This is a genomic window from Cereibacter sp. Soil_C_27 (genome assembly GCF_057657095.1).
This window is the reverse complement of the sequence record NZ_JBDGJD010000001.1, coordinates 917,547-939,710: the sequence shown is the minus strand read 5'-3', so window position 1 is coordinate 939,710 and position 22,164 is coordinate 917,547. Positions and strand designations below refer to the sequence as shown.

The 22,164-nt window shown below is 68.2% G+C and carries 19 protein-coding genes; 10 read left to right on the top strand and 9 right to left on the bottom strand.

Annotated elements, in window-relative coordinates; all coding sequences use genetic code 11:
- Nucleotides 1-2: 2 nt before the first annotated feature.
- The gene (gene rpiA / locus AC3A5Z_RS04685) at nucleotides 3-791 is read right to left on the bottom strand and encodes a ribose-5-phosphate isomerase RpiA (RefSeq protein WP_487518208.1); all 789 of its coding nucleotides are present in this window, start codon (nucleotides 789-791) and stop codon (nucleotides 3-5) included.
- Nucleotides 792-1,238: 447 nt separating this feature from the next.
- Between rpiA and AC3A5Z_RS04680 the strand changes: the two genes are divergently transcribed.
- A complete protein-coding gene (locus AC3A5Z_RS04680) occupies nucleotides 1,239-2,618 on the top strand; it encodes an L-serine ammonia-lyase (protein WP_487518207.1) in 1,380 nt (459 codons plus the stop codon).
- Nucleotides 2,619-2,721: 103 nt separating this feature from the next.
- Here AC3A5Z_RS04680 and araD read toward each other — a convergent pair whose 3' ends face one another.
- From araD to chvE, 5 genes are read right to left on the bottom strand one after another with little or no spacing between them, the layout of a single operon-like run.
- On the bottom strand, nucleotides 2,722-4,464 hold the full coding sequence (gene araD, locus AC3A5Z_RS04675) for an L-arabinonate dehydratase (RefSeq protein WP_487518206.1): 1,743 nt from the start codon (nucleotides 4,462-4,464) through the stop codon (nucleotides 2,722-2,724).
- Nucleotides 4,465-4,501: 37 nt separating this feature from the next.
- Nucleotides 4,502-5,464 (bottom strand): AraD1 family protein, encoded by a 963-nt coding sequence (gene araD1 / locus AC3A5Z_RS04670; RefSeq protein ID WP_487518205.1) that lies wholly within the window; start codon nucleotides 5,462-5,464, stop codon nucleotides 4,502-4,504.
- A gap of 7 nt (nucleotides 5,465-5,471) precedes the next feature.
- Entirely contained in the window at nucleotides 5,472-6,680 is a 1,209-nt protein-coding gene (gene mmsB, locus AC3A5Z_RS04665; RefSeq protein WP_487518204.1) for a multiple monosaccharide ABC transporter permease, read from the bottom strand.
- Nucleotides 6,680-8,215, bottom strand: coding sequence for a multiple monosaccharide ABC transporter ATP-binding protein (gene mmsA / locus AC3A5Z_RS04660; RefSeq protein ID WP_487518203.1), 1,536 nt, complete (start codon nucleotides 8,213-8,215; stop codon nucleotides 6,680-6,682). The genes mmsB and mmsA overlap by 1 nt, the downstream gene beginning before the upstream one ends.
- A gap of 58 nt (nucleotides 8,216-8,273) precedes the next feature.
- Nucleotides 8,274-9,341: a multiple monosaccharide ABC transporter substrate-binding protein gene (gene chvE / locus AC3A5Z_RS04655; RefSeq protein WP_107663791.1), complete on the bottom strand. Its 1,068-nt coding sequence runs from the start codon at nucleotides 9,339-9,341 to the stop codon at nucleotides 8,274-8,276.
- 155 nt (nucleotides 9,342-9,496) lie between these two features.
- On the opposite strand from chvE, the gene AC3A5Z_RS04650 reads away from it, so the two are divergent.
- Complete coding sequence (locus AC3A5Z_RS04650) at nucleotides 9,497-10,417, top strand: LysR family transcriptional regulator (protein WP_487518202.1); 921 nt, start codon at nucleotides 9,497-9,499, stop codon at nucleotides 10,415-10,417.
- A 201-nt stretch (nucleotides 10,418-10,618) separates the two neighbouring features.
- Nucleotides 10,619-11,539, top strand: a complete 921-nt coding sequence (locus tag AC3A5Z_RS04645; protein WP_487518201.1) for a DMT family transporter — start codon at nucleotides 10,619-10,621, stop codon at nucleotides 11,537-11,539.
- On the opposite strand, the gene AC3A5Z_RS04640 is transcribed toward AC3A5Z_RS04645, so the two are convergent.
- Nucleotides 11,481-12,179 (bottom strand): thiamine diphosphokinase, encoded by a 699-nt coding sequence (locus AC3A5Z_RS04640; RefSeq protein ID WP_487518200.1) that lies wholly within the window; start codon nucleotides 12,177-12,179, stop codon nucleotides 11,481-11,483. The genes AC3A5Z_RS04645 and AC3A5Z_RS04640 overlap by 59 nt on opposite strands.
- A gap of 139 nt (nucleotides 12,180-12,318) precedes the next feature.
- Between AC3A5Z_RS04640 and AC3A5Z_RS04635 the strand changes: the two genes are divergently transcribed.
- Nucleotides 12,319-14,709, top strand: a complete 2,391-nt coding sequence (locus tag AC3A5Z_RS04635) for a hypothetical protein (RefSeq protein ID WP_487518199.1) — start codon at nucleotides 12,319-12,321, stop codon at nucleotides 14,707-14,709.
- A 21-nt stretch (nucleotides 14,710-14,730) separates the two neighbouring features.
- Here AC3A5Z_RS04635 and AC3A5Z_RS04630 read toward each other — a convergent pair whose 3' ends face one another.
- A complete protein-coding gene (locus tag AC3A5Z_RS04630; RefSeq protein WP_487518198.1) occupies nucleotides 14,731-14,976 on the bottom strand; it encodes a DUF2842 domain-containing protein in 246 nt (81 codons plus the stop codon).
- Nucleotides 14,977-15,022: 46 nt separating this feature from the next.
- Nucleotides 15,023-16,315, bottom strand: a complete 1,293-nt coding sequence (locus AC3A5Z_RS04625; protein ID WP_487518197.1) for an adenylosuccinate synthase — start codon at nucleotides 16,313-16,315, stop codon at nucleotides 15,023-15,025.
- 186 nt (nucleotides 16,316-16,501) lie between these two features.
- Here AC3A5Z_RS04625 and secG point away from each other — a divergent pair, with 186 nt between their 5' ends.
- From secG to AC3A5Z_RS04595, 6 genes are all read left to right on the top strand, one after another.
- Complete coding sequence (secG, locus tag AC3A5Z_RS04620; protein WP_487518196.1) at nucleotides 16,502-17,185, top strand: preprotein translocase subunit SecG; 684 nt, start codon at nucleotides 16,502-16,504, stop codon at nucleotides 17,183-17,185.
- A gap of 164 nt (nucleotides 17,186-17,349) precedes the next feature.
- Nucleotides 17,350-18,993 carry a CTP synthase gene (pyrG, locus tag AC3A5Z_RS04615; RefSeq protein ID WP_487518195.1) on the top strand — a complete coding sequence of 548 codons (1,644 nt, stop codon included), beginning with the start codon at nucleotides 17,350-17,352 and terminating at the stop codon, nucleotides 18,991-18,993.
- A 151-nt stretch (nucleotides 18,994-19,144) separates the two neighbouring features.
- The gene (locus AC3A5Z_RS04610; protein WP_487518194.1) at nucleotides 19,145-19,948 is read left to right on the top strand and encodes a glycosyl transferase; all 804 of its coding nucleotides are present in this window, start codon (nucleotides 19,145-19,147) and stop codon (nucleotides 19,946-19,948) included.
- A gap of 76 nt (nucleotides 19,949-20,024) precedes the next feature.
- The gene (locus AC3A5Z_RS04605; protein ID WP_487518193.1) at nucleotides 20,025-20,807 is read left to right on the top strand and encodes a 23S rRNA (adenine(2030)-N(6))-methyltransferase RlmJ; all 783 of its coding nucleotides are present in this window, start codon (nucleotides 20,025-20,027) and stop codon (nucleotides 20,805-20,807) included.
- Nucleotides 20,808-20,863: 56 nt separating this feature from the next.
- Nucleotides 20,864-21,304, top strand: a complete 441-nt coding sequence (locus AC3A5Z_RS04600) for a tellurite resistance TerB family protein (RefSeq protein WP_487518192.1) — start codon at nucleotides 20,864-20,866, stop codon at nucleotides 21,302-21,304.
- Complete coding sequence (locus AC3A5Z_RS04595) at nucleotides 21,301-22,071, top strand: phosphate/phosphite/phosphonate ABC transporter substrate-binding protein (RefSeq protein ID WP_487518191.1); 771 nt, start codon at nucleotides 21,301-21,303, stop codon at nucleotides 22,069-22,071. The genes AC3A5Z_RS04600 and AC3A5Z_RS04595 overlap by 4 nt, the downstream gene beginning before the upstream one ends.
- Nucleotides 22,072-22,164: the final 93 nt, after the last annotated feature.

The window sequence follows — 22,164 nt, the reverse complement described above, 5'->3', positions numbered from 1 at the left end:
GCTCACTCTCCCAGATCAGCGAAGATATTGTCGCCGGGGGCCACCTCGATGCGGTCCTCGCTCTCGGTGCCCTGGCCGATGTCGCGCACCGTCACCCGCCCGTCGCCATGGCCGATGATCACCGTGTCGCAGATGTCGATGAACAGCCCGTTCTCGACCACGCCCGGGATCTGGTTCAGCATCAGCGCGAGCTGGCGCGGATTGCCGATCCGCGTCAGATGCAGATCGAGGATGAGGTTGGATTCGTCGGTCTTCAGCGGCTGGCCGCCGCTCAGACGCAACGAGACCTCGCGGCTCATCACGTCGAGCCCGACCAGCGTCTCCTCGATCAGCGTCTTCGTGGTCTGCCAGCCGAAGGGGATCACCTCCACCGGCAGCGGAAAGGCGCCAAGCTGCGCCACTTCCTTGGCCGCATCGGCGATCACGATCATCCGGTCGCTCGCCGTCGCCACGATCTTCTCCTGCAAGAGCGCCGCACCGCCGCCCTTGATCAGGCAGAGCTCGGGGTCGAACTCGTCGGCGCCGTCGATGGTCAGGTCGAGCCATTTCGCCTCATCGAGCGTGGTCAGCGGGATGCCGAGTTGCCGCGCCAGGTCCGCCGTGCGGTTCGAGGTCGGCACGCCCTGCACCCGCAGCCCCTCCTCGCGCACCCGCTCGCCCAGACAGCGCACCATCCAGGCCGCGGTCGAGCCGGTGCCGAGCCCGAGCTTCATGCCATCCTGCACGAAATCCACCGCACGCCGGGCGGCCACGAATTTCGCCTTGTCGATCGGGGAAAGCTCTGCCGCCATGCGGGTCTCCTCTGCTGGGCTGCCAAAGCTTATAGGCAAAGCGGGCGGGCGGGGCGAGGGGCAATCGCCGCCCTCCCCCCGGGCCTGCCGCGTCTTCCTGGCGAAAACACTCCCGCCGAAGGCGTCCGGATCCGACCGGAGGAGCCGGCATCGGGGGCATCGAGCCCCCTCGCCCGGCGCTGCCGCCGCCCCCGGAACCCCAGCGCCTCAGGCACCCTCCCGGAGCGACCTTGGCCTGCGCCGCCGCCTCCGGCGAGCGTGTTCCGGCCAGGAAGAAGACGGAACCGCGCGGCCTGGCCATGGCAATGCCGTCCGAGGGGCCTCGATGGCCCCGAGGGCGGCTCCCCCGGGGCGGGGATGCCGCGAAATCCCGTGGCTTGTCGCTTTCCGCCTGCCGGAGCGGGGCACGGGCCCCTATGTAGGAGGGACAGCAAAGCGGGGTCTCAGGTGTTTCTTTCCGTCTTCGACATGTTCAAGATCGGCGTCGGGCCGTCCTCGTCGCATACGATGGGGCCGATGGTCGCCGCCGCGCGGTTCCTCGATCTGCTGCGCGGCAGCCCGTTCCATGCCCATGGCCTGCGCGCCTCGCTGCATGGCAGCCTCGCCTTCACCGGCGTCGGCCATGCCACCGACCGCGCCACCATCCTCGGCCTCGCCGGTTTCGAGCCCGCCAGCTATGATGCCGATAAGGCCGACGCGGTACTGGCGGCGATCCACGAGAGCCACATGATCGAACCGCCGGGGCTGAACCCGCTGCGCTTCGATCCGAAGGCCGATCTCGTCTTCGACTACGGCCCCGCCCTGCCCGGCCATGCCAATGGCATGGTGCTGCGTGCCACCGACGCGCAGGGCGACGTGATCCTGCAGGAAACCTACTACTCCGTCGGCGGCGGCTTCGTGCTGACGGCGGCGGAGCTGGCGGAGAGCAAGGCCGAGCGGGTGAAGCCCCCGGCCAACGTGCCCTTCCCCTTCGAGACCGCCGAGCAGATGCTCGGCATGGCCACAGCCTCGGGCAAGTCGATCGCCGAGATGAAGCGGGCGAACGAGCTCGCCTTCCGCTCGGCGGCGGAGCTCGATCAAGGCATGCTGCGGATCTGGCAGGTGATGACCGATTGCATCAGCCGCGGCATGGAGGGCACCGGCATCCTGCCCGGCGGGCTGCATGTGCGGCGCCGGGCGCGCGGCATCCACGAGGCGCTGCTGGCCGAGCGCGGGCTGAACATGACCGCGCCGCATACGATCAACGACTGGATGAGCCTCTACGCCATGGCGGTGAACGAGGAGAATGCGGCGGGCGGTCAGGTCGTCACCGCGCCGACCAATGGCGCGGCGGGGGTGGTGCCGGCCGTCATCCGCTACTGGCTCGACCATGTGCCGGGCGCCTCGATCAGCCGGCTCGGGGATTTCATGCTGACCGCCGCCGCCATCGGCGGGCTGGTGAAGCACAACGCCTCGATCTCGGGCGCGGAATGCGGCTGTCAGGCCGAGGTCGGCTCGGCGGCGGCGATGGCTGCGGCGGGGCTGGCCGCCGTTCTGGGCGGCACGCCCGAACAGGTGGAGAATGCCGCCGAGATCGCGCTGGAGCATCATCTGGGCATGACCTGCGACCCGGTCCGCGGGTTGGTGCAGGTGCCCTGCATCGAGCGCAACGGCCTCGGCGCGATCAAGGCGGTGTCCGCCGCCAGCCTCGCCATGCGCGGCGACGGGGTGCATCTGGTCAGCCTCGACGTCTGCATCGAGACGATGCGCCAGACGGGCCGCGACATGCACGAGAAATACAAGGAAACCTCGATGGGCGGGCTGGCGGTCAACGTGCCGAACTGCTGAGGGCATAACCGGCGCGCTTGTCCGAGGGGACGCCCCCTGCGGGGCGGCGTCCGGGCCTTCCCCCCGAGCGGCGGCAGCGGAAGAAACCGCTCCCGCCCCTGTCTCAGTGGCTCTCGCGGGCCACCGCATTGCCCCGGCAGCCGACGAGGAAATCGAGGTCCGCCCCGGTATCGGCGCCCTGCACGTGGTCGTGGTAAAGCTGGGCATAGCCCCCGTTCGGCCGCGTCACCGGGTTCACCCACTCCGCCCGCCGCCGCGCCAGCTCCTCCTCAGAGACCTCCAGATGCAGCCGCCGCCCGGCGACGTCCAGCTCGATGAAATCCCCGCTGCGCACCAGCGCCAGCGTGCCGCCACGCGCCGCCTCGGGCGAGACATGCAGCACCACCGTGCCATAGGCCGTGCCCGACATGCGCGCGTCCGAGATCCGCACCATGTCGGTGATCCCCTTCCTGAGCACCTTCGGCGGCAGGCCCATGTTGCCGACCTCGGCCATGCCCGGATAGCCGCGCGGGCCGCAGTTCTTCAGCACCATGACGCAGGTCTCGTCGATCTCCAGCGCCTCGTCCTCGATCCGCGCCTTGTAATCGTCGATGTCCTCGAAAACGACCGCCCTGCCGCGGTGCTGCATCAGATGCGGCGTCGCCGCCGAGGGCTTCAGCACCGCCCCGTCCGGCGCAAGGTTGCCGCGCAGCACCGCGATGCCGCCCTGCTGGGTCAGGGCATGCTCCACCGGGCGGATCACGTCCTCGTTCCAGTTCCGCACCTCCTTCACCTCGTCCCAGATCGAGCCGCCGGAGACGGTGAGCGCGTCGCGGTTCAATTTCCCCGCCTCGCCCAGCATGCGGATCACCACCGGCAGGCCGCCGGCATAGAAGAACTCCTCCATCAGATAGGCGCCCGAGGGCATCAGGTTGACGATGGTGGGAATGTCCCGCCCCTGCACGTCCCAGTCATCCAGCGTCAGGTCGAGCCCGACGCGCCCGGCCATCGCCAACAGGTGGATCACCGCATTGGTCGAGCCGCCGATGGCACCGTTCACCCGCATCGCATTCTCGAAGGCGGCGCGGGTCATGATGTCGGAGGGTTTCAGATCGTCCTTCACCATCTGCACGATGCGCCGCCCGGTCAGATGCGCCATCACCCGCCGCCGCGAATCCACCGCCGGGATTGCCGCATTGCCCGACAGCGCCATCCCCAGCGCCTCGGCCATGCTCGCCATGGTCGAGGCGGTGCCCATCGTGTTGCAGGCCCCGGCCGAGCGGCTCATCGAGGCTTCCGCCTCGACGAATTCCGCCGCCGTCATCTCGCCCGCCTTCACCGCTTCGGAGAATTTCCACAGATGCGTGCCCGATCCGACCCGCTCCCCGCGGAAATAGCCGTTCAGCATCGGCCCGCCCGAGACGAGGATCGCCGGAATGTCCACGCTCGCCGCCCCCATCAAGAGCGCGGGCGTGGTCTTGTCGCAGCCCGCGAGCAGCACCACCCCGTCGATCGGCTGGCCGCGCAGGCTCTCCTCCACATCCATGGCGCAAAGATTGCGGAACATCATCGCCGTCGGTCGGAAGGCCGATTCCGACGGCGACATCACCGGGAACTCCATCGGTAAGCCGCCCGCCTCGTAGATGCCATGCGCCACCCGCTCGGCCAGATCGCGCAGATGCGCGTTGCAGGGGGTGAGCTGGCTCCAGGTGTTGCAGATGCCGATCACCGGACGCCCGTCGAACAGGTCGGCGGGCAGGCCCTGGTTCTTCATCCAGGAGCGATGATAGATCGCATCCTTCGTGGTGCCGCCGAACCACTCCTGCGAGCGCAGCTTGCGGGGCCAGGGGGCGGGGGTGAAGGTCATCGTCAATCCTTTCGCAGCGCGGTCCGCGCCTGTCCTTTCAGAGCACATGCACCTGCGGAACATCGTCCGCAGCAATCGTCAGCCGGTTGGTGAGCGGCAGGCCGAAGGCCTCCGCCTCGATCTCGAACGCGTCGCCCGCCTCGGTGCGGATGCCGTCGGCATAGGAGAGCGTCGCCGTGCCGAACATATGCACATGCAGATCGCCCGGCTGGCGGAAGAGCCCGTATTTGAAGTGGTGATGTTCGAGATTTGCGAGGCTGTGCGACATGTTCGCCTCGCCCGACAGGAACGGTTTCTCCCAGATCACCGCGCCGTCGCGCCGGACCCGGCTCATGCCGCGCACGTCGGCGGGCAGGTCGCCCACCAGCAGCTCCGGCCCGAAGGAGGCCGGGCGCAGCTTGGAATGGGCGAGGTAGAGATAGTTGATCCGCTCGGTCACATGGTCGGAAAACTCGTTGGCGAGGCTGAAGCCGACCCGGTGCGGCGTGCCGTCCTCGCCGATCAGGTAGAAAGCCGCGATCTCCGGCTCCTCGCCGCCGTCTAGCGCGAAGGACGGCGAGACCAGCGGTGCCCCCGGTCCCGTCGCCATGACGCCGGTGCCCTTGTAGAACCACTCGGGTTGCACACCTACGCCTTCGGAGGGCTTGCCGCCTTCGATCCCCAGGCGGAACATCTTCATGCTGTCGGTCATGCCGGTGACATCGGCATGCATCGCATCCCGCGCCGAGGCGCTGCCGAGATGGGTGAGCCCGGTGCCCGTCACATGCATATGCGCCGGGTCCGGATGGCGCAGCGGGCAGTCGAGCCGCCCCGCCGCCAAGAGCGCCGCCAGATCCACCGTCTCGCCCTGCCCGCGCGCGGCCACCACCTCGGCCAGCCGCCTGCCCGAGGCGATCGCCGCCTGCGCCAGCTCGAGGATCGTCCCCGCCCCCGGCACCGCGAAGGCGGTCGTCCCCTCGCGGCAGATCACGCCGCCACCGATCAACTGGCTCAGATGCATAAGGTCCTCAGGATTTGGATTTGTTGTAGACATCGAAGATCACCGCCGCCAGCAGCACCAGCCCCTTGATGACCTGCTGATAGTCGATGCCGATGCCGATGATCGACATGCCGTTGTTCATCACCCCCATGATGAAGGCGCCGACGACCGCGCCGACGATGGTCCCTACCCCGCCCGACATCGAGGCCCCGCCGATGAAGACCGCCGCGATCACGTCGAGTTCGAAAGACACCCCGGCCTTCGGCGTCGCGGTGTTCAGCCGCGCGGCGAAGATCAGCCCGGCCAGCGCCGCGAGGAACCCCATGTTGGCGAAGGCGAGGAAGGTCAGCCGCTCGGTCTTGATGCCCGACAGCTTCGCCGCCTTCTCGTTGCCGCCGATCGCATAGATGCGGCGGCCCACCGTGGTCGAGTTGGTGACGAACATGTAGAGCACGATGAGAATGCCCATGGTCACCAGCACGTTCGGGATGCCCCGGAAGGTGGCGAGCAGCCAGGTGACGTAGAGGATGGCCGCCCCCACCACGAGGTTGCGCCCGACGAAGAAGCCGAAGGGCTCGTCCGCCATGCCGTAGGCCGCCGCCCGCGCCCGGGCGCCGATCTGCAGCCAGAGGATCGCGGCGACGATCGTCACCCCCACCGCCAGCGCGAAGCCGTTCAACCGCTCCATCCCCAGCATCGGGGCGACGAAGGGCAGGAAGTCGGGCACGAAGCCGGTGGAGAGCGACTGGAACCCCTTGGAGAACGGCCCGACCGACTTGCCGTTCAACAGCCACAGCGTCGCCCCGCGGAACACCAGCATCCCCGCCAGCGTCACGATGAAGGAGGGGATCTTCCAATAGGCCACCCAATAGCCCTGCGCCGCCCCGATCAGCGTGCCGAGCCCGAGGCTCAGCACGATCACGACAAGCGGGTGCAGATCCCAGTTCACCATGGCGACGGCGGCGAAGGCGCCGATGAAACCCGCGACCGAGCCCACAGACAAGTCGATATGCCCCGCCACGATCACCAGCAGCATCCCCAGCGCCATGATGATGATGTAGCTGTTCTGCAGGAACAGGTTGGTCAGGTTCACCGGCCGCATCAGCGTGCCGCCGGTCTGGATCTGGAAGAAGACCATGATCGCAACCAGCGCCAGCAACATGCCGTACTCGCGCATGTGGTGCCGCAGATAGGTCATGGCCGACCGGCTGTCCTGCGGTTTCGCGACATCCACCATCAGTTGCCCTCCGCCACGCGGTCACCGGCCATGATGCTCTCCATGATCCGCTCCTGACTGGCCTCGGCGCGGCCGAACTCGCCGACGAAGGCCCCCTTGTTCATCACGTAGATCCGGTCGCAGATGCCCAGCAGCTCGGGCATCTCCGACGAGATCAGGATCACCCCGCGGCCCTGATCGGCCAGCGTGTTGATGATCGAATAGATCTCGAACTTCGCCCCCACGTCGATGCCGCGCGTCGGCTCGTCGAGGATCAGCACATCGGGATCGGTGAAGAGCCATTTCGCCAGCACCACCTTCTGCTGGTTGCCGCCCGAGAGGTTCACAACCCGCTGGAAGACCGTCGGCGTGCGGGTGTTCAGCTGGCTCTTGTAATCCTCGGCCACCCGCCGCTCGCGGTTGGCGTCGATTACCCCGCGGCTCGACACGCCGGGCAGGTTCGCCATCGAGGTGTTGCGCAGGATGGTCTCGTCCAGCACGAGACCCAGCGCCTTGCGGTCCTCGGTGACATAGGCGAGCCCGGCGTTGATCGCGGCGGGCACCGAGCTCAGATCCGCCGGCTTGCCGCCGATCGTCACCTCGCCACTGATCTTCGCGCCCCAGCTCCGCCCGAACAGGCTCATGGCGAATTCGGTCCGCCCCGCGCCCATCAGCCCGGCGATGCCCACCACCTCGCCGCGCCGGACGGTGAGGTTGCAATCGCGGATCACCTGCCGGTCCGAATGCAGCGGGTGCCAGACCGACCAGTCCCTCACCTGCATCAGCACCTCGCCGATCCGCGGCTCGCGCGCCGGATAGCGATGCGCCATGTCGCGCCCCACCATGTCGCGGATGATCCGGTTCTCGGTAATCTCGCCCCGCTCCATCCCCGACACGGTCGCGCCGTCCCGCAGCACGGTCAGCCGGTCGGCGACGCGGGAAATCTCGTTCAGCTTGTGGCTGATGAGGATCGAGGTGATCCCCTGCGCCTTGAACTCAAGGAGCAGCTCCAAGAGCGTCGCGGAGTCGTTTTCCTGCAGCGCCGCCGTCGGCTCGTCGAGGATCAGGAGCTTCACCTTCTTCGACAGCGCCTTGGCGATCTCCACCAGCTGCTGCTTGCCCACCCCCAGCGTGTCGATCCGCGCCTGCGGGCTCTCGCGCAGGCCGACCTTGGCCAAGAGAGCCTCGGTGCGCTTCCAGGTCTCCTGCCAGTCGATCACGCCACGCCGGGTGATCTCGTTGCCGAGATAGATGTTCTCGGCGATCGACAAGAGCGGTACCAGCGCCAGCTCCTGATGGATGATGATGATGCCCTTCTCCTCCGAGTCGTGGATGCCGGCGAAGCGGCATTCCTCGCCCTCGAACAGGATCGAGCCCTCGTAGCTGCCATGCGGATAGACGCCAGACAGCACCTTCATCAGCGTCGACTTGCCCGCCCCGTTCTCGCCCACCAGCGCATGGATCTCGCCCGGCAGCACGCTCAGGGTCACGTCGTCCAGCGCCTTGACGCCGGGAAAGGTCTTGGTGATGCCGCGCATCTCGAGGATGGGGACCATGGTGCATTCCATTCGTCGAAGGCGGCCCCGTCCCGCGCGGGGACGGGGCCAGCGCGCGTCACTTCAGGTCTTCGGCCTTGTGATAGCCCGAGTCGATCACGATCTGCTGGTAGTTGGTCGCGTCGACCGACACCGGCTCCAAGAGATAGGACGGCACCACCTTCACCCCGTTGTCATAGGTCTCGGTGTCGTTGATCTCCGGCTCGCCGCCCTGCAGCAGCGCATCGACCATGCCCACCGTCACCCGCGCCAGTTCGCGCGTGTCCTTGAACACCGTCGAATACTGCTCGCCCGCGATGATCGACTTGATCGACTGCAGCTCGGCGTCCTGACCCGAGACGATCGGCATCGCCAGATCGCCCGACCCGTAGCCCACGCCCTTCAGCGACGACAGGATGCCGATGGACAGCCCGTCATAGGGGCTCAGCGCGCCATGCAGCGCCTTGTCGGTGTAATTCGCCGACAGCAGGTTATCCATCCGCGCCTGCGCCACCGCGCCATCCCAGCGCAGCGTGCCGACCTGATCCATCCCCATCTGCCCCGAGGGGATGACGATGTCGCCCGCGTCGATCATCGGCTGCAGCACCGACATGGCGCCGTCGTAGAAGAAGAAGGCGTTGTTGTCGTCGGGCGAGCCGCCGAAGAGCTCCACGTTCCACGGCTTCACATCCGGGAACCGCTCCTTCATCCCGTTCACGAGGCTCGTCGCCTGCTGCACGCCCACCTTGAAGTTGTCGAAGGTGGCGTAATAATCGACGTTGCCAGAGTCGCGGATCAGCCGGTCATAGGCGATCACCTTGATGTCGGAGGCCGCGGCATTCTCCAGCGCGTTCGACAGCGTGGTGCCGTCGATGGCGGCGATCACCAGCACGTTGACGCCCTTGGTGATCATGTTCTCGATCTGCGCCAGCTGGTTCGGGATGTCGTCCTCGGCATATTGCAGGTCCGTGGCATAGCCAGCCGCGGTGAACTGCTCGACCATCGACTCGCCGTCCGAGATCCAGCGGGCCGAGGATTTGGTGGGCATCGCGATGCCGACGGTGCCCTTGTCCTGCGCCAGCGCAGGAGCCGCAGACACCGCCGCACCAAGCGCAAGCGACGCCAGAACCGACGTGAAACTCTTCATGGATTGTCCTCCCTGACGCTGGCTGTCGGCGGCGTCTCCTCCCCCCGGCTCCAGGTCTGTTGTCATCGGATCAGGCTGATCCGTGGCGCCAGACTAGACGCGAGAAACCATACCGTGCAAATATGATTTCCGCTCATCCACATACGGAAAATGGTATGTCCGCCCTCGCCGCCCGGCTGCATCTGAAGCACCTGCGCCTGATCGCGGCCATCGCCGAGGACGGCCAGCTCTCCGTCGCCGCCGCGCGTCTCGGCATGACCCAGCCCGCCGCCTCCCGCACGCTGGCCGAGGCCGAGGACCGGGTCGGCGCGCCGCTCTTCGAGCGTCACCCGAAGGGCATGCTGATGACCGACATCGGCGAGAGCCTCGCCCGCCGCGCCCGCAACATCGTCGACGAGCTGAACGACGCCTCGGTCGAGGTGGACCGGCTGCGCTCGGGTCTCGGCGGCGTGGTGCGGATCGGCGCGGTGACCGGTGCTGCGGTCGGCTATGTCGCCCCGGCGATCCGCCACCTGCGCCGGACAGCCCCCGAGGTGGAACTGCATGTCGAGGTCTCGACCAGCGACACGCTGATGGCAGGGCTCCTGTCGCTGCGGCACGACATGATCCTCGCCCGCGTCCCGCTCGGCGTCGCCCCCGGCGCGCTCAGCCTGCGCCGCGCCCGCGGCGAGGAGGTGAGCATCGTCGCCAACATCTCCCACCCCGGCTTCGCCCGCCCGCCGGGTCTGGCCGATCTCGCCGGGAACGACTGGGTGATCCAGGGGCCCGGCTCGCCGATCCGCCGTGCGGTGGAAGAGGCCTTCCTCGCCCGCGGCTCCAGCCTGCCGCGCAACGTCATCAACACCTCCTCGCTGCTGATGCTGCTGGCGCTGCTGCAGGGCCCCGACACGGTGACCGCCGTCAGCCGGGAAGTGGCGACGCTCCTGACCGCAGGCCACGCCAGCCTCGCCATCCTGCCGCTGCGCGACACGATCACGGTGGAGCCCTATTCCCTCGTCACCCTGCGCGACCGCCGCCTCTCCCCCGCCGCCGCCCGCTGCCACGACCTGCTTTCCGCCCTCGTCGCCGCCGGCTGACCCCACGCACCCCCTCCCCTTCATTTTCTGTCCAAAAATATCCCGCGGGGGTGACGAGCGTATAGAAACCTTCCTGTGGAAGGTTTCAGCGAGGAACGCCCGATCGAAGATCGGGCTGGGGGGGCGCGAAGCCCCCGGCGGCCAGCCACAATCCCGCCATTCCCCCTTTACGCACCCGCCGCCGCCAGCTAACGCTGCGTCATGCACTCCTCCGACCGCATATTGCCGGGCGTCGCCCTGATGCTCGCCTTCTGCGTGCTGGCGCCGCTGCTCGACGTCTCCTCCAAGCTTGCCGCGGCCACCATTCCCGTCGGCCAGATCACCACCGCCCGCTTCGTGGTGCAGGGCGCGCTGATGCTGCCCGTGGTGCTGGTGATGCGGCTCGACTGGCGGATGTCGCGCGGGGTGGGGGGCATGGTGCTGCTGCGCGCGCTCTTCCTGATCCTCTCAACCTACAGCTTCGTTGCCGCGGTGCAGGTCATGCCCATCGCCGACGCGCTGGCCATCGCCTTCGTCGAACCCTTCATCCTGCTGATCCTCGGCAGGTTCCTCTTCGGCGACGAGGTCGGACCGCGCCGGATCGCCGCCAGCGTGGTCGGCTTCGGCGGTGCGCTTCTGGTGATCCAGCCCTCGCTCGCCGCCTTCGGCCTCGTGGCGCTCTGGCCGCTCGGCACCGCCTTCTTCTTCGCCTTCTACATGCTGGCCACCCGGCAGATCTCGCGCAGCATGCATCCGGTGACGATGCAACTGCACACCTCGCTCGCCGGGATGGCGGTGCTGCTGCCGGTGATGCTTCTGGCCGATCTCTGGGCGCTCCCGACCCTCGATCCGGTGATGCCGCAGGGGCTTGACTGGCTCTGGCTCTTCGGCGTCGGCTTCTGGGCGGCGCTGAGCCACATGTGCATGACCTATGCGCTGAAATTCGCGCCCTCCGCCACGCTGGCGCCGCTGCATTACCTCGAGATCGTCGCGGCGGTCGGGCTTGGCTATGCAGTCTTCGGCGATTTCCCCAATGCGATGACCTGGGCCGGGATCGGCGTCATCACCCTCTCCGGCCTCTACATCATCTCGCGCGAGCGGGCCGCGGCGCGGGGCCGCGCCATCCCGGCACCAGCGCCCTGAGCGCCGAATCGAGCCTGCGGCGCGGCAGCATCACCAGCATGCCGGGGCCGTCGAAGCAGAGCCGCACCTCGGGCGCCGCCACCTCGTTCGAGGTGCCGATCACCCCGTCGGGCGCGAAGGCGAGCCCGTCGATTGGCCAGCGCAGCCCCTCGCTGCGCCCCGTGACCGGCGCCAGCGGAAACAACGACAGCCGCTCGCCCACACCCATCGCGATCCGCAACTCGGGCGGGGCGACGAAGACCACATCCTCCGGCCCGATCAGGAGGCACAGCCGGTCCGCCCGCCGGACCAGCCCGTTCATCACCGCAAGCCCATGGTCGATCCGCGCCCCCGCCACGCCCAGCGCCAGCACGAAGGGCGCATCAATGCTGCGCAGGCATTTGTCGAAATCGGTGCTGTCCTGATCGGGCCGGTGGTGCACGCGCGCGCCGAGCTCGGCCCGCCCGGCCTCGGAGAGCGAATCGAGATCGCCGATCACCGCTTCCGGCAGATGGCCGAGCGCCAGCGCCCGGTCACCGCCACCATCGGCGGCCACCAGCATCGGCGCGCGGGACAGGGCAAACCGCAGGTCACGCCGCGTCACGGGGCCACCGGCGATCAGCGTCACCCCTTCGGAAGATTCGACAATGGGGTGATTCATGCGGATACTGTTCTTCAAATAAGGCGGAATGTCGAAGTGGGGCCACAATCAATCCTTCAAATCACCCCTATCTGTCCATGGAAATGATCACGCGGCGCATCAGGTTCACGCAAGACGTATGGCAGAAAGCGAGCATCCGATGATCGGGGCCAGTAAGATCCTCACGGTAAGCTACGGCACCTTCTCCTGCACGCTGGAGGGGTTCGACGAACCCTTCAACACGATGAAGGCGATTGCAGAGTATTTCCGCGACCTCGCCGCCGACGATCGCTACTTCGGCGCCGAGCCTCCGACGCCCGATGCCGCCATGCTGCACCGCATCGCCGAGCGCGAAATCCATCGCCGGGTCGAGGCCAAGGTGCAGGAGAATGGGGTGATTCTGCGCGCGGGAGCCCTGCCCGACGCCCGCCCCGAACCTGCCGCCCCGCAGATGGCCCCGGCAGCCGCCGCCCCGCGCCCCGCCGCCCCGGCGGAAGCCGCGCCCGAAAGCGTTGCGGCGAAGCTCTTGCGCATCCGCTCCGCCGTGGCCGCGCATACGCCGGTCACCGAAGCCGCGACTGCCGCCCCCCTCGCCGATTATGTCGAGGACGAAGCCGTGACCCCGCCGCCCGCCATTGTCGCCGCCCCGGTTGCCATGGCCGAAGCCCCGGCCCCGGTTGCACCCGTGGCAGAGCCGACCGCCGCCGCCGAACCCCCGGCCCCCGCCGCAACCGAAGCCGCTCCCGCCCCGGTCGCAGAACCGACCCCCGTCGCGGCCTCGGCAAGCCCGGCCCCGGCCGAACCTCAGGCCACTGCGCCAGCAGCGACCGAAGCCGCACCCGTTGCGGAGCAGGCCGTTGCCGCTCACCCGGTTCCCGTCGCGCCACAGGCCCCCGCAGCCGCCCAGCCCGCCCCGCCGCCGCTCGTTCTCGCCCATCCCGCTCCCGTCGAAGCCCACGCCGCGACGCCGCTCGCTGCCATCGACCCGCTGGCCGTGCAGGCGCTGGAGGATGGCGACGACTGGGATCTGGCCGAGGTCGAGCCGGAACCCGAGGCGCTGCCCGAGATCCCGGCCCAGCCGGAGGATGCGCTTCCCGAAGACGTTTCCGCCGACTCCACCGCGGCGCAGCCCGAGGACATCCTGCCGGAAGACCGCGCCGAAACGACGCCCGAGGACTTCCCCGAAGGCCTGATGGCCCGCCTCGTCACCGAACCGCCGGAGCCGCTGCTGCCCGAGACGGTCGAGACCGACGGCGCCCTGCCGGTCGAGGACCTGGCCCGTGCCGAAGACTTGGCCGAAGACATGGCCGAAGACCTGGCCGAAGCCGATCAGGACGCGGCCTTCCTCGCCTCGCTGAACGACCTGATCCGCCCGGCGCAGCTTGAAGCCCCCGCAGAGGAAACCGCCCACGCGGAAGCAGAGGCGCCTGCCTACGAAGAACCGTCCCTCGAAGAACCCACTGTCACGGAAGCCGTCGCGGAGCCGACCCTTGCGGAAGCCGCCGAAGAAGAAGCTCTGACGCAAGCCCCAGAAGAGTCCGCCCAGGCGGAGCTTCCCAAGGCCCCCGCCCCCGTCCTGCATCTCACCCCCGCGCTCGCCCCGACGCCCGAGCCCCGGTCCACCGAACCCACCTCGCTCTCCGAGCGGCTGATGCGCGCCCGGGCCCGCGTGGTGAAGATCCGCCGGCCCGAGCCGACGCCGCCCGCCCGCGCCACCCTCAGCCCCGAGGCCGAGGCCGACCTCGCGCGCGAGCTGGCGCAGGTCGCCACCGAAGACACGCTGCCCACCCGCCCCGAAGGCGGTGCGCGGCAGCAGCTGGCCGAAGCCTCGGGCGAGGCCGCGCTGGAGCGGATCCTCGAACACACCAATTCCGAGATGCGCGGGCCGGAAAGCCGCCGCCGTCTTTCCGCGCTGCAGCACCTCAAGGCCGCCGTCGCCGCCACCGTGGCCGAACGGCTGAGCGGCGGTCGCGCCGCCAACGCCGACAACCCGTCGCGGCTCGACCCCTACCGCAACGATCTGGCCCGCGTGGTGCGCCCGCACCATCCCGCCGCCAATACCAGCGAGCGCCCGGCGCCGCTGGTCCTCGTCTCGGAACAGCGGATCGACCGCCCGACCACCCCGCCGCAAGCCCCGGCCCAGCCCTATATCCGCCCGCGCCGCGTCACCTCGGCCACGATGGTCGCCGAAGCGGTGAAGCTGCAGGTCGAGGAGGAGGAGGACGAGGAAGACGAGATCGACGCCCCGCCGACCGATGCCAAGCGCTTTGCCGATTTCGCCGACAGGCTTGGCGCGGCAGCGCTGCCCGATCTTCTGGAGGCGGCGGCGGCCTATACCGAATGTGTCGAGGGACGACCGCATTTCTCGCGCCCGCACCTGATCCGCCACCTGAACGCCGTCGCCCCCGAAGGGGGCTTCAGCCGTGAATCGGGGCTGCGCAGCTTCGGCACGCTGCTGCGTCTGGGCAAGATCGAGAAGGTGAAGCGCGGTCAGTTCGCCCTGACCGATGCCTCGCACTACCGCGCCGAGGCCCGCAAGATCGCTCCCTGAGCGGCGGGCCGGCGCGCGAGCTCAGGCGGAGGGGTCCTGCCCTTCCGCCTTTTTCGCATCCGGGTCGACCTGCCCGATGCCGCGGAACACCGCCTTGAACGGCAGGATCCACAGGAAGCCGAGCAGCACATAGACGATCAGCTCCAGCCAGAACGGCGGGCGTTCCAGCAGGTTCACCAGCGTCACGGCGACCACGATATAAAGCGGCATGCCGACCAGCAGGATCAGCAGCGACAGACGGCGGCGGGTCTTGTAGCTCAGCGCCATGCGGCCTCCTTGCGCGGTTCGGGGGGCATAGCGCCCCCCGCACGGATCAATCCTCGAAGGGGTCGGTCACCAGAATCGTGTCGTCCCGCTCCGGCGAGGTCGACAGCAGCGCCACCGGGCACTGGATCAGCTCCTCGATGCGGCGAACATATTTCACCGCCGCCCCCGGCAGCTGCGCCCAGCTGCGCGCCCCGGCGGTGCTTTCCGACCAGCCTTCCATCTCCTCGTAGATCGGCGTGCAGCGCGCCTGCTGATCGGCGGCGGTCGGCAGATAGTCGAGCCGAACGCCATCGAGATCGTAGCCCACGCAGATCTTCAGCGTCTCGAAACCGTCGAGCACGTCGAGCTTGGTCAGCGCGATGCCCGACACGCCCGAGGTGGCGCAGGTCTGGCGCACCAGCACCGCGTCGAACCAGCCGCAGCGCCGCTTGCGCCCCGTCACCGTGCCGAACTCATGCCCGCGCTCGCCCAGACGCTCGCCATCGGCATCGTGCAGCTCCGCCGGGAACGGGCCCTCGCCAACCCGGGTGGTGTAGGCCTTCACGATACCCAGCACGAAATCGATGGCCCCCGGCCCGATGCCGGTGCCGGTCGCTGCCTGCCCGGCGATCACGTTCGACGAGGTGACATAGGGATAGGTGCCGAAGTCGATGTCGAGAAGCGCACCCTGCGCCCCCTCAAACAGGATCCGCTTGCCCGCCTTGCGCGCCTCGGTCAGCACCTTCCACACCGGCTTTGCATAGGGCAGCACCTGCGGTGCGATCTCGCGCAGCTGCGCCAAGAGCGCCTCGCGGTCGATCGGCTCCATGCCGAGCCCGCGGCGCAGCGCGTCGTGATGCACCATCAGACGGTCGACCCGCAGCGCCAGCGTCGCCTCGTCAGCCAGATCGGCCACGCGGATCGCCCGGCGACCCACCTTGTCCTCATAGGCAGGGCCGATGCCGCGCCCGGTGGTGCCGATCTTGGCGACCGAATTCTGGCTTTCGCGTGCCCGGTCCAGCTCGCCATGCAGCGGCAGGATCAGCGGCGCGTTCTCGGCCACCATCAGATTCTCCGGCGAGATCTCGACGCCCTGCGCGCGCAGCTTGTCGATCTCCATCACCAGATGCCACGGATCGAGCACCACACCGTTGCCGATCACGCTCAGCTTGCCGCCGCGCACGATTCCCGAAGGCAGCAGCGACAGCTTGTAGACCTTGCCGTCGATCACCAGCGTATGGCCCGCGTTATGCCCGCCCTGGAAGCGCGCGATCACGTCGGCCCGCTCCGAGAGCCAGTCGACGATCTTGCCTTTTCCCTCGTCGCCCCACTGGGCGCCTACGACGACGACATTGGCCATGTCTGATCCTTAGCTGTGAGTAAAACCCGGCTCCCCTATAGACGCAGCCCCCCGCCGGTGAAACAGCTAAATCATCGCGCGGGCCGCCGCCGGGCGCCGCTGATCCGGCGAGGACGGCGCGAAGGGCTTGCGGCCATCGGCGCTTGGTCCTAGATAGGCGCGTCAGTACCGGAAAGCTCTGCCCGCATGGAAAACGTCGTCCTCACCGTCCACCTCATCCTCGCGTTGCTGCTGGTCGGCATTGTGCTCGTGCAGCGGTCGGAAGGCGGTGGCCTCGGCATGGGCGGCGGTGGCGGGGGGGCCATGTCGGGCCGCGCGGCCGCCAACGCCATGACCCGGCTGACCTGGATCCTTGCGGTGGCCTTCATCGCCACCTCGATCACCCTGACGATCTTCGCCGCGCGCGACTCTGCCGGCTCCTCGGTCATCGACCAGATCCGCGGTTCGGCCCCGGCTCCGGCAACGCCCGAAGCGCCGCTCGGCACCGACCTTCTGCCGCCCGCGCCGACCAACGCCCCGCTGACCCCGCCGCGCGCCGATGACACGGCCGCCCCGGCGACCGAAGCGCCCGCGGCTCCGGCGCCTGCAGCCCCGGCCACCGAAGCCCCCGCCGCACCGGCGACTGAAGCCCCGGCCACCGAGGCTCCGGCAACCGAAGCTCCGGCCACGGAAACCCCGGCCACCGAGACGCCTGCTCCGGCTGCGACCGAAGTTCCCGCCGTCGAGACCCCGGCAGAACCGGCCCCGGCCCCCGAAGCCGAAGCTCCGGCAGCGGCACCCGCCGCTCCCGAGGCCACCGCTCCGGCGACCGAGGCTCCGGCCAATGACGCCGTGGTTCCGCCTGCTCCGGCGACCGGCGCGGGCAACTAAGCCCGCTTCCACTACCTTTTGATCGGCCTGCCAGAAGAACGACAGCATCTTGCGGTCGGGTTGCGGATCGCATTGCGATCGGTTATATCTCGACTCCCGTGATGATGCGATTCCGGCGACCGGATTGCAGCACTGAAACAGACATTCACGGGGGCCCCCACCGCATGGCACGATACGTTTTCATCACCGGCGGAGTTGTGTCCTCCTTGGGCAAGGGGCTGGCCTCCGCGGCCCTCGGCGCCCTCTTGCAGGCGCGCGGCTTCTCGGTCCGCCTGCGCAAGCTCGACCCCTACCTGAACGTCGACCCGGGCACGATGTCACCTTTTGAGCATGGCGAGGTCTTCGTCACCGACGACGGCGCCGAGACCGACCTCGACCTCGGCCATTACGAGCGTTTCACCGGCGTCTCGGCCCGCAAGACCGATTCCGTCTCCTCGGGCCGCATCTATTCCAACGTGCTCGAGAAGGAGCGCCGCGGCGACTACCTCGGCAAGACCATCCAGGTCATTCCGCACGTCACCAACGAGATCAAGGACTTCCTCCGCGTCGGCGAGGATGAGGTCGATTTCATGCTCTGCGAGATCGGCGGCACCGTCGGCGACATCGAGGGCCTGCCCTTCTTCGAGGCAATCCGCCAGTTCGCCCAGGACAAGCCGCGCGGCCAGTGCATCTTCGTGCACCTGACGCTCCTGCCCTATGTCACGGCGAGCGGAGAGCTGAAGACCAAGCCCACCCAGCACTCGGTGAAGGAGCTGCGCTCCATCGGCATCGCCCCCGACGTGCTGCTGCTGCGCTCCGAACACCCGATCCCGGACAAGGAGCGCGAGAAGATCGCCCTGTTCTGCAACGTGCGGAAAGAGGCGGTCATCGCCGCTCCCGACCTCAAGACCATCTACGAGGCCCCGCTCGCCTATCACCGCGAGGGCTTCGATCAGGCCGTGCTCGACGCCTTCGGCATCTCGCCCTCGCCCAAGCCGAACCTCGCGCGCTGGGAAGACGTGATGGACCGGCTGACCCATGCCGAGGGCGAAGTCCGCGTCGCCATCGTCGGCAAGTATACCCAGCTGGAAGACGCCTACAAATCCATCGCCGAGGCCCTGACCCACGGCGGCATGGCCAACCGGACCCGGGTGAAGGCCGAATGGATCGACGCCGAGATCTTCGAGCGCGAAGATCCTGGCGTCTATCTGCAGGGCTTCCAGGCCATCCTCGTTCCCGGCGGCTTCGGTGAGCGTGGCACCGAGGGCAAGATCCGCGCGGCGCAATATGCCCGCGAGAAGCGCATCCCCTATCTCGGCATCTGCCTCGGCATGCAGATGGCGGTGATCGAGGCGGCGCGCAACCTGGCCCATGTCACCGACGCGGGCTCCGAGGAGTTCGACCACGAGGCGGGCCGCAAACGCTTCACCCCGGTGGTCTATCACCTCAAGGAATGGGTGCAGGGCAACCACGTCGTCGAGCGCAAGCACAGCGATGACAAGGGCGGCACCATGCGGCTCGGCGCCTATACCGCCGCCCTGACCCCCGGCTCGCGCGTGGCCGAGGTTTACGGTGCGGTGGAGATCGAGGAACGCCACCGCCACCGCTACGAGGTGGACATCAAGTATCGCGAGCAGCTCGAGACCTGCGGCCTCAGCTTCTCCGGCATGAGCCCCGACGGCCGCCTGCCCGAGATCGTCGAGATCAAGGACCATCCGTGGTTCATCGGCGTGCAGTTCCACCCCGAGCTGAAGTCGAAACCCTTCGCCCCCCACCCCTTGTTTGCCGATTTCGTCCGCGCGGCGGTCGAGGTGAGCCGGCTGGTGTAAGGCCCCGGTACGGTGGGGTGAAACCCCACCCTACCGATGTGGCCTGTAGGGTGGGGTTCCACCCCACCTTCCTCCTCTCCCCCCACCGCCCCGCCCCCTTCCCCCCCGCGCCCTTGACATGCTACCCCTTCCCGACCGAAGGAGCCTGCGCATGAAAAAGCAGATCGTCTGCATCAACTGGGGCACGCGCTACGGGCCGCGCTTCATCAACCGGCTCTATGCCATGGTGGCGCGCAACATCACGCCGCCCTTCTCCTTCACCTGTTTCACCGACAACGATCAGGGCGTGCGGCCCGAGGTCGACTGCCAGCCGCTGCCGCCGCTCGACTTTGTGATGCCGAAGAACACAAAGGGCAAATGGCCCAAGGCGCGGCTCTGGAGCAAGACGCTCGGCACGCTGACCGGGCCGGTGCTGTTTCTCGACCTCGATCTGGTGATCACCGGCAATCTGGACGAGTTTTTCAGCTACGGCACCCCCGATCAGGTGATCCTCGCCCGCAACCCGGCCAAACCCTTCGAGCGGGTCGGCCAGACCTCGGTCTTCCGCTTTCCCGTCGGCAAGCTCTACCCCCTGCAGGAACGCTTCCTCGCCGATCCGCAGGCGGTGGCCGACGAATACCGTTACGAACAACGCTTCGTCACCCGCAACGCGCCCGGCGGGGTGGAGCTGTTTCCACGCCGCTGGGTGCAGCATTTCCGCTACCAGTGCATGCCGACCTTCCCGCTGAATCTGGCGCTGGAGCCTCGGCTGCCCGAAGGCACCAAGATCGTCATCTTCCCCGGCGGCGTGCTGCCGGAACACGCGATCCGCGGCGGCTGGGCCGGGCGCGAGGGCTGGAGTTTGGGCCAGCATCTGCGCGGCGTGACCGAGCGGCACGAGGACGGCTCGCGCTGGCGCTACCTGCGGCACTACATCAAGCCGACCAAATGGGTCGAGGATGTCTGGCATGAATGAGGCGGCGACAGCTGCACGGACCGTGCATGCGCCGTGCATCGGTCGTGCATCGTCGATCTAGCGGAGAACGGGGCTGATGCTCTCCTATCAACATCTCTACCACGCGGGCAATCTCGCGGATGTCCACAAGCATGCGCTGCTCTGCGTCATGCTCGATTACCTGACGCAGAAGGACAAGCCGGTCAGCTATATCGAGACCCATGCCGGCCGCGGGCTCTACGATCTTGGCGCGCCCGAAGCGGTGAAGACCGGCGAGGCGGCGCAGGGGATTTCCGTTCTGGAACAGGCCTTTGCCAAGGATCACCCCTATCGGCAGCGCCTTGCCGAGGTCCGCGCCCAGCATGGGCCCGAGGCCTATCCCGGCTCGCCGCTCCTCGCGGCCCTGTCGCTGCGCGACACCGACAGGCTGCATCTGGCGGAGCTGCACCCGCAGGAACACCAGATGCTGACGCGCAACCTCCTTCCTTGGGGTGCCCATATCCATCAGGCGGACGGCTTCCAGCAGGCCCTTGCCCTGACGCCCCCCACTCCGCGCCGGGGGCTGATGCTGATCGACCCGAGTTTCGAAGTGAAGGCCGATTACGCCAATATTCCCAAGCACATGGCCGCACTGAACCGCAAGTGGAACGTCGGCATCATCGCGCTGTGGTATCCGCTGCTTGCCAACGCCCCGCATCGCGCGATGCTGGAGGCGCTGGAGCAGCAGTTCCCCGAAGGCTTGCGCCACGAGGTCCGCTTCCCCCCGGTGCGCGAGGGGCACGGGCTGGTGGGCTCGGGCATGTTCATCGTCAACCCACCCTGGGGCACCGAGGCCGAAGCGAAGGAATTGACGCGCATCTTCAACGGCTTGTCGCGCTGATCGATGGAAAGACGATCCCCGTTGGCAGGCCTGCGCGCGCGGCCTATATAAGAGGGATGTTCGACGCATTGCTCCGCCGCCTCACGGTGCCCGCCCCCGACCGTCTGCCCGAACCCGAGGCGGATCTTGCCCTTGCGGCGCTGCTCGTGCGCATCGCGCGGGCCGACGGCCATTATGCCGAGGCCGAGATCGACCGCATCGACAAGGTGCTTGCCGCCCGCCACGGCCTCTCACCCGCCGATGCCGCAGCACTCCGGCGCGAGGCGGAGGCTTTCGAGGCCGAGGCGCCCGATACCGTCCGCTTCACTCGCGCGCTGAAGGAAGCGGTCGCGGTCGATGACCGCGCGGCCGTGATGCAGGCGCTCTGGACCGTGGCGCTGGCCGATGGCGGGCGCGACGACGAGGAGGATCAGGTGCTGCGGCTGGTGTCGAACCTGCTCGGCCTCACCGATCAGGAGTCGGCCTTGGCCCGGCAGCGGGCGGAGCGTCGGGAGTGACAGCCTCCCTGCCGATGTATGACCGCGCCGAGACCGAAGCGGCGAATGATCGGCTCTGGTCGGAGATCCGCGAGCGGCTGCGCCGGATCGGCATCGCGGCGCCCGAAACGCTGAACCGCGACCTGCCCGAGAGGATGCCGCATTGGCTCTCGCCGCATCTGGTCTTCTCGCAGACCTGCGGATTTCCCTATCGCGCCAAGCTCTTCCGCCACGTGACGCTGATCGGCACCCCGGATTACGGGGTGGAGGGCTGCCCGCCCGGCTATTACCGCTCGGTCTTCGTGGTGCGCGCGGACGATCCGCGCAGCACGCTGCAGGCCTTCGATGGCGCGCGCTTTGCCTATAACGACGGGCTGTCCCAATCCGGCTGGGCGGCACCGCAGACCCACATCGAGGGGCTGGGCCTGACCCTGCCCGCCACGCTCTGCAGTGGCGCACACCGGCTTTCGGCGCGGGCGGTGCTGGAGGGGCGGGCCGATCTTGCCGCGCTCGACGCCGTGACGTGGCGGATGCTGAACCGCTGGGAGCCGGAGATGGCGGGGCTGCGCGTCTTGGCGCTGACCGAGCCCACGCCGGGCCTGCCCTACATCACCGCCAAGGGCAATAATGCGGAAGCGTTTTTCAACGTCACCGCCGAGGCCATCGCCGCGTTGTCGCAGGCGGATCGCGACCTCCTCGGTCTGCGCGGTTTCGTCCGCATTGCGCCCGAAACCTATCTCTCCGTGCCTACCCCTGCGGCAGTCGCACCGGAACCGCTCGCTGTTTGAGCATCTGCCCCGGAGCCCCCTCAGAATGCCCGTTGCATTGGCACAGGATTTGTTCCCTACTCATTCGCGTGACCAAGGAACAAGCGAGTAACC

Excerpts from the sequence above, each read along its gene's own strand:
- rpiA (WP_487518208.1), bottom strand. The coding sequence starts at position 791 with ATGGCGGCAGAGCTTTCCCCGATCGACAAGGCGAAATTCGTGGCCGCC.
- araD (WP_487518206.1), bottom strand. The coding sequence starts at position 4,464 with ATGACCTTCACCCCCGCCCCCTGGCCCCGCAAGCTGCGCTCGCAGGAG.
- araD1 (WP_487518205.1), bottom strand. The coding sequence starts at position 5,464 with ATGCATCTGAGCCAGTTGATCGGTGGCGGCGTGATCTGCCGCGAGGGG.
- mmsB (WP_487518204.1), bottom strand. The coding sequence starts at position 6,680 with ATGGTGGATGTCGCGAAACCGCAGGACAGCCGGTCGGCCATGACCTAT.
- mmsA (WP_487518203.1), bottom strand. The coding sequence starts at position 8,215 with ATGGTCCCCATCCTCGAGATGCGCGGCATCACCAAGACCTTTCCCGGC.
- chvE (WP_107663791.1), bottom strand. The coding sequence starts at position 9,341 with ATGAAGAGTTTCACGTCGGTTCTGGCGTCGCTTGCGCTTGGTGCGGCG.
- AC3A5Z_RS04650 (WP_487518202.1), top strand. The coding sequence starts at position 9,497 with ATGTCCGCCCTCGCCGCCCGGCTGCATCTGAAGCACCTGCGCCTGATC.
- AC3A5Z_RS04645 (WP_487518201.1), top strand. The coding sequence starts at position 10,619 with ATGCACTCCTCCGACCGCATATTGCCGGGCGTCGCCCTGATGCTCGCC.
- AC3A5Z_RS04640 (WP_487518200.1), bottom strand. The coding sequence starts at position 12,179 with ATGAATCACCCCATTGTCGAATCTTCCGAAGGGGTGACGCTGATCGCC.
- AC3A5Z_RS04635 (WP_487518199.1), top strand. The coding sequence starts at position 12,319 with ATGATCGGGGCCAGTAAGATCCTCACGGTAAGCTACGGCACCTTCTCC.
- AC3A5Z_RS04630 (WP_487518198.1), bottom strand. The coding sequence starts at position 14,976 with ATGGCGCTGAGCTACAAGACCCGCCGCCGTCTGTCGCTGCTGATCCTG.
- AC3A5Z_RS04625 (WP_487518197.1), bottom strand. The coding sequence starts at position 16,315 with ATGGCCAATGTCGTCGTCGTAGGCGCCCAGTGGGGCGACGAGGGAAAA.
- secG (WP_487518196.1), top strand. The coding sequence starts at position 16,502 with ATGGAAAACGTCGTCCTCACCGTCCACCTCATCCTCGCGTTGCTGCTG.
- pyrG (WP_487518195.1), top strand. The coding sequence starts at position 17,350 with ATGGCACGATACGTTTTCATCACCGGCGGAGTTGTGTCCTCCTTGGGC.
- AC3A5Z_RS04610 (WP_487518194.1), top strand. The coding sequence starts at position 19,145 with ATGAAAAAGCAGATCGTCTGCATCAACTGGGGCACGCGCTACGGGCCG.
- AC3A5Z_RS04605 (WP_487518193.1), top strand. The coding sequence starts at position 20,025 with ATGCTCTCCTATCAACATCTCTACCACGCGGGCAATCTCGCGGATGTC.
- AC3A5Z_RS04600 (WP_487518192.1), top strand. The coding sequence starts at position 20,864 with ATGTTCGACGCATTGCTCCGCCGCCTCACGGTGCCCGCCCCCGACCGT.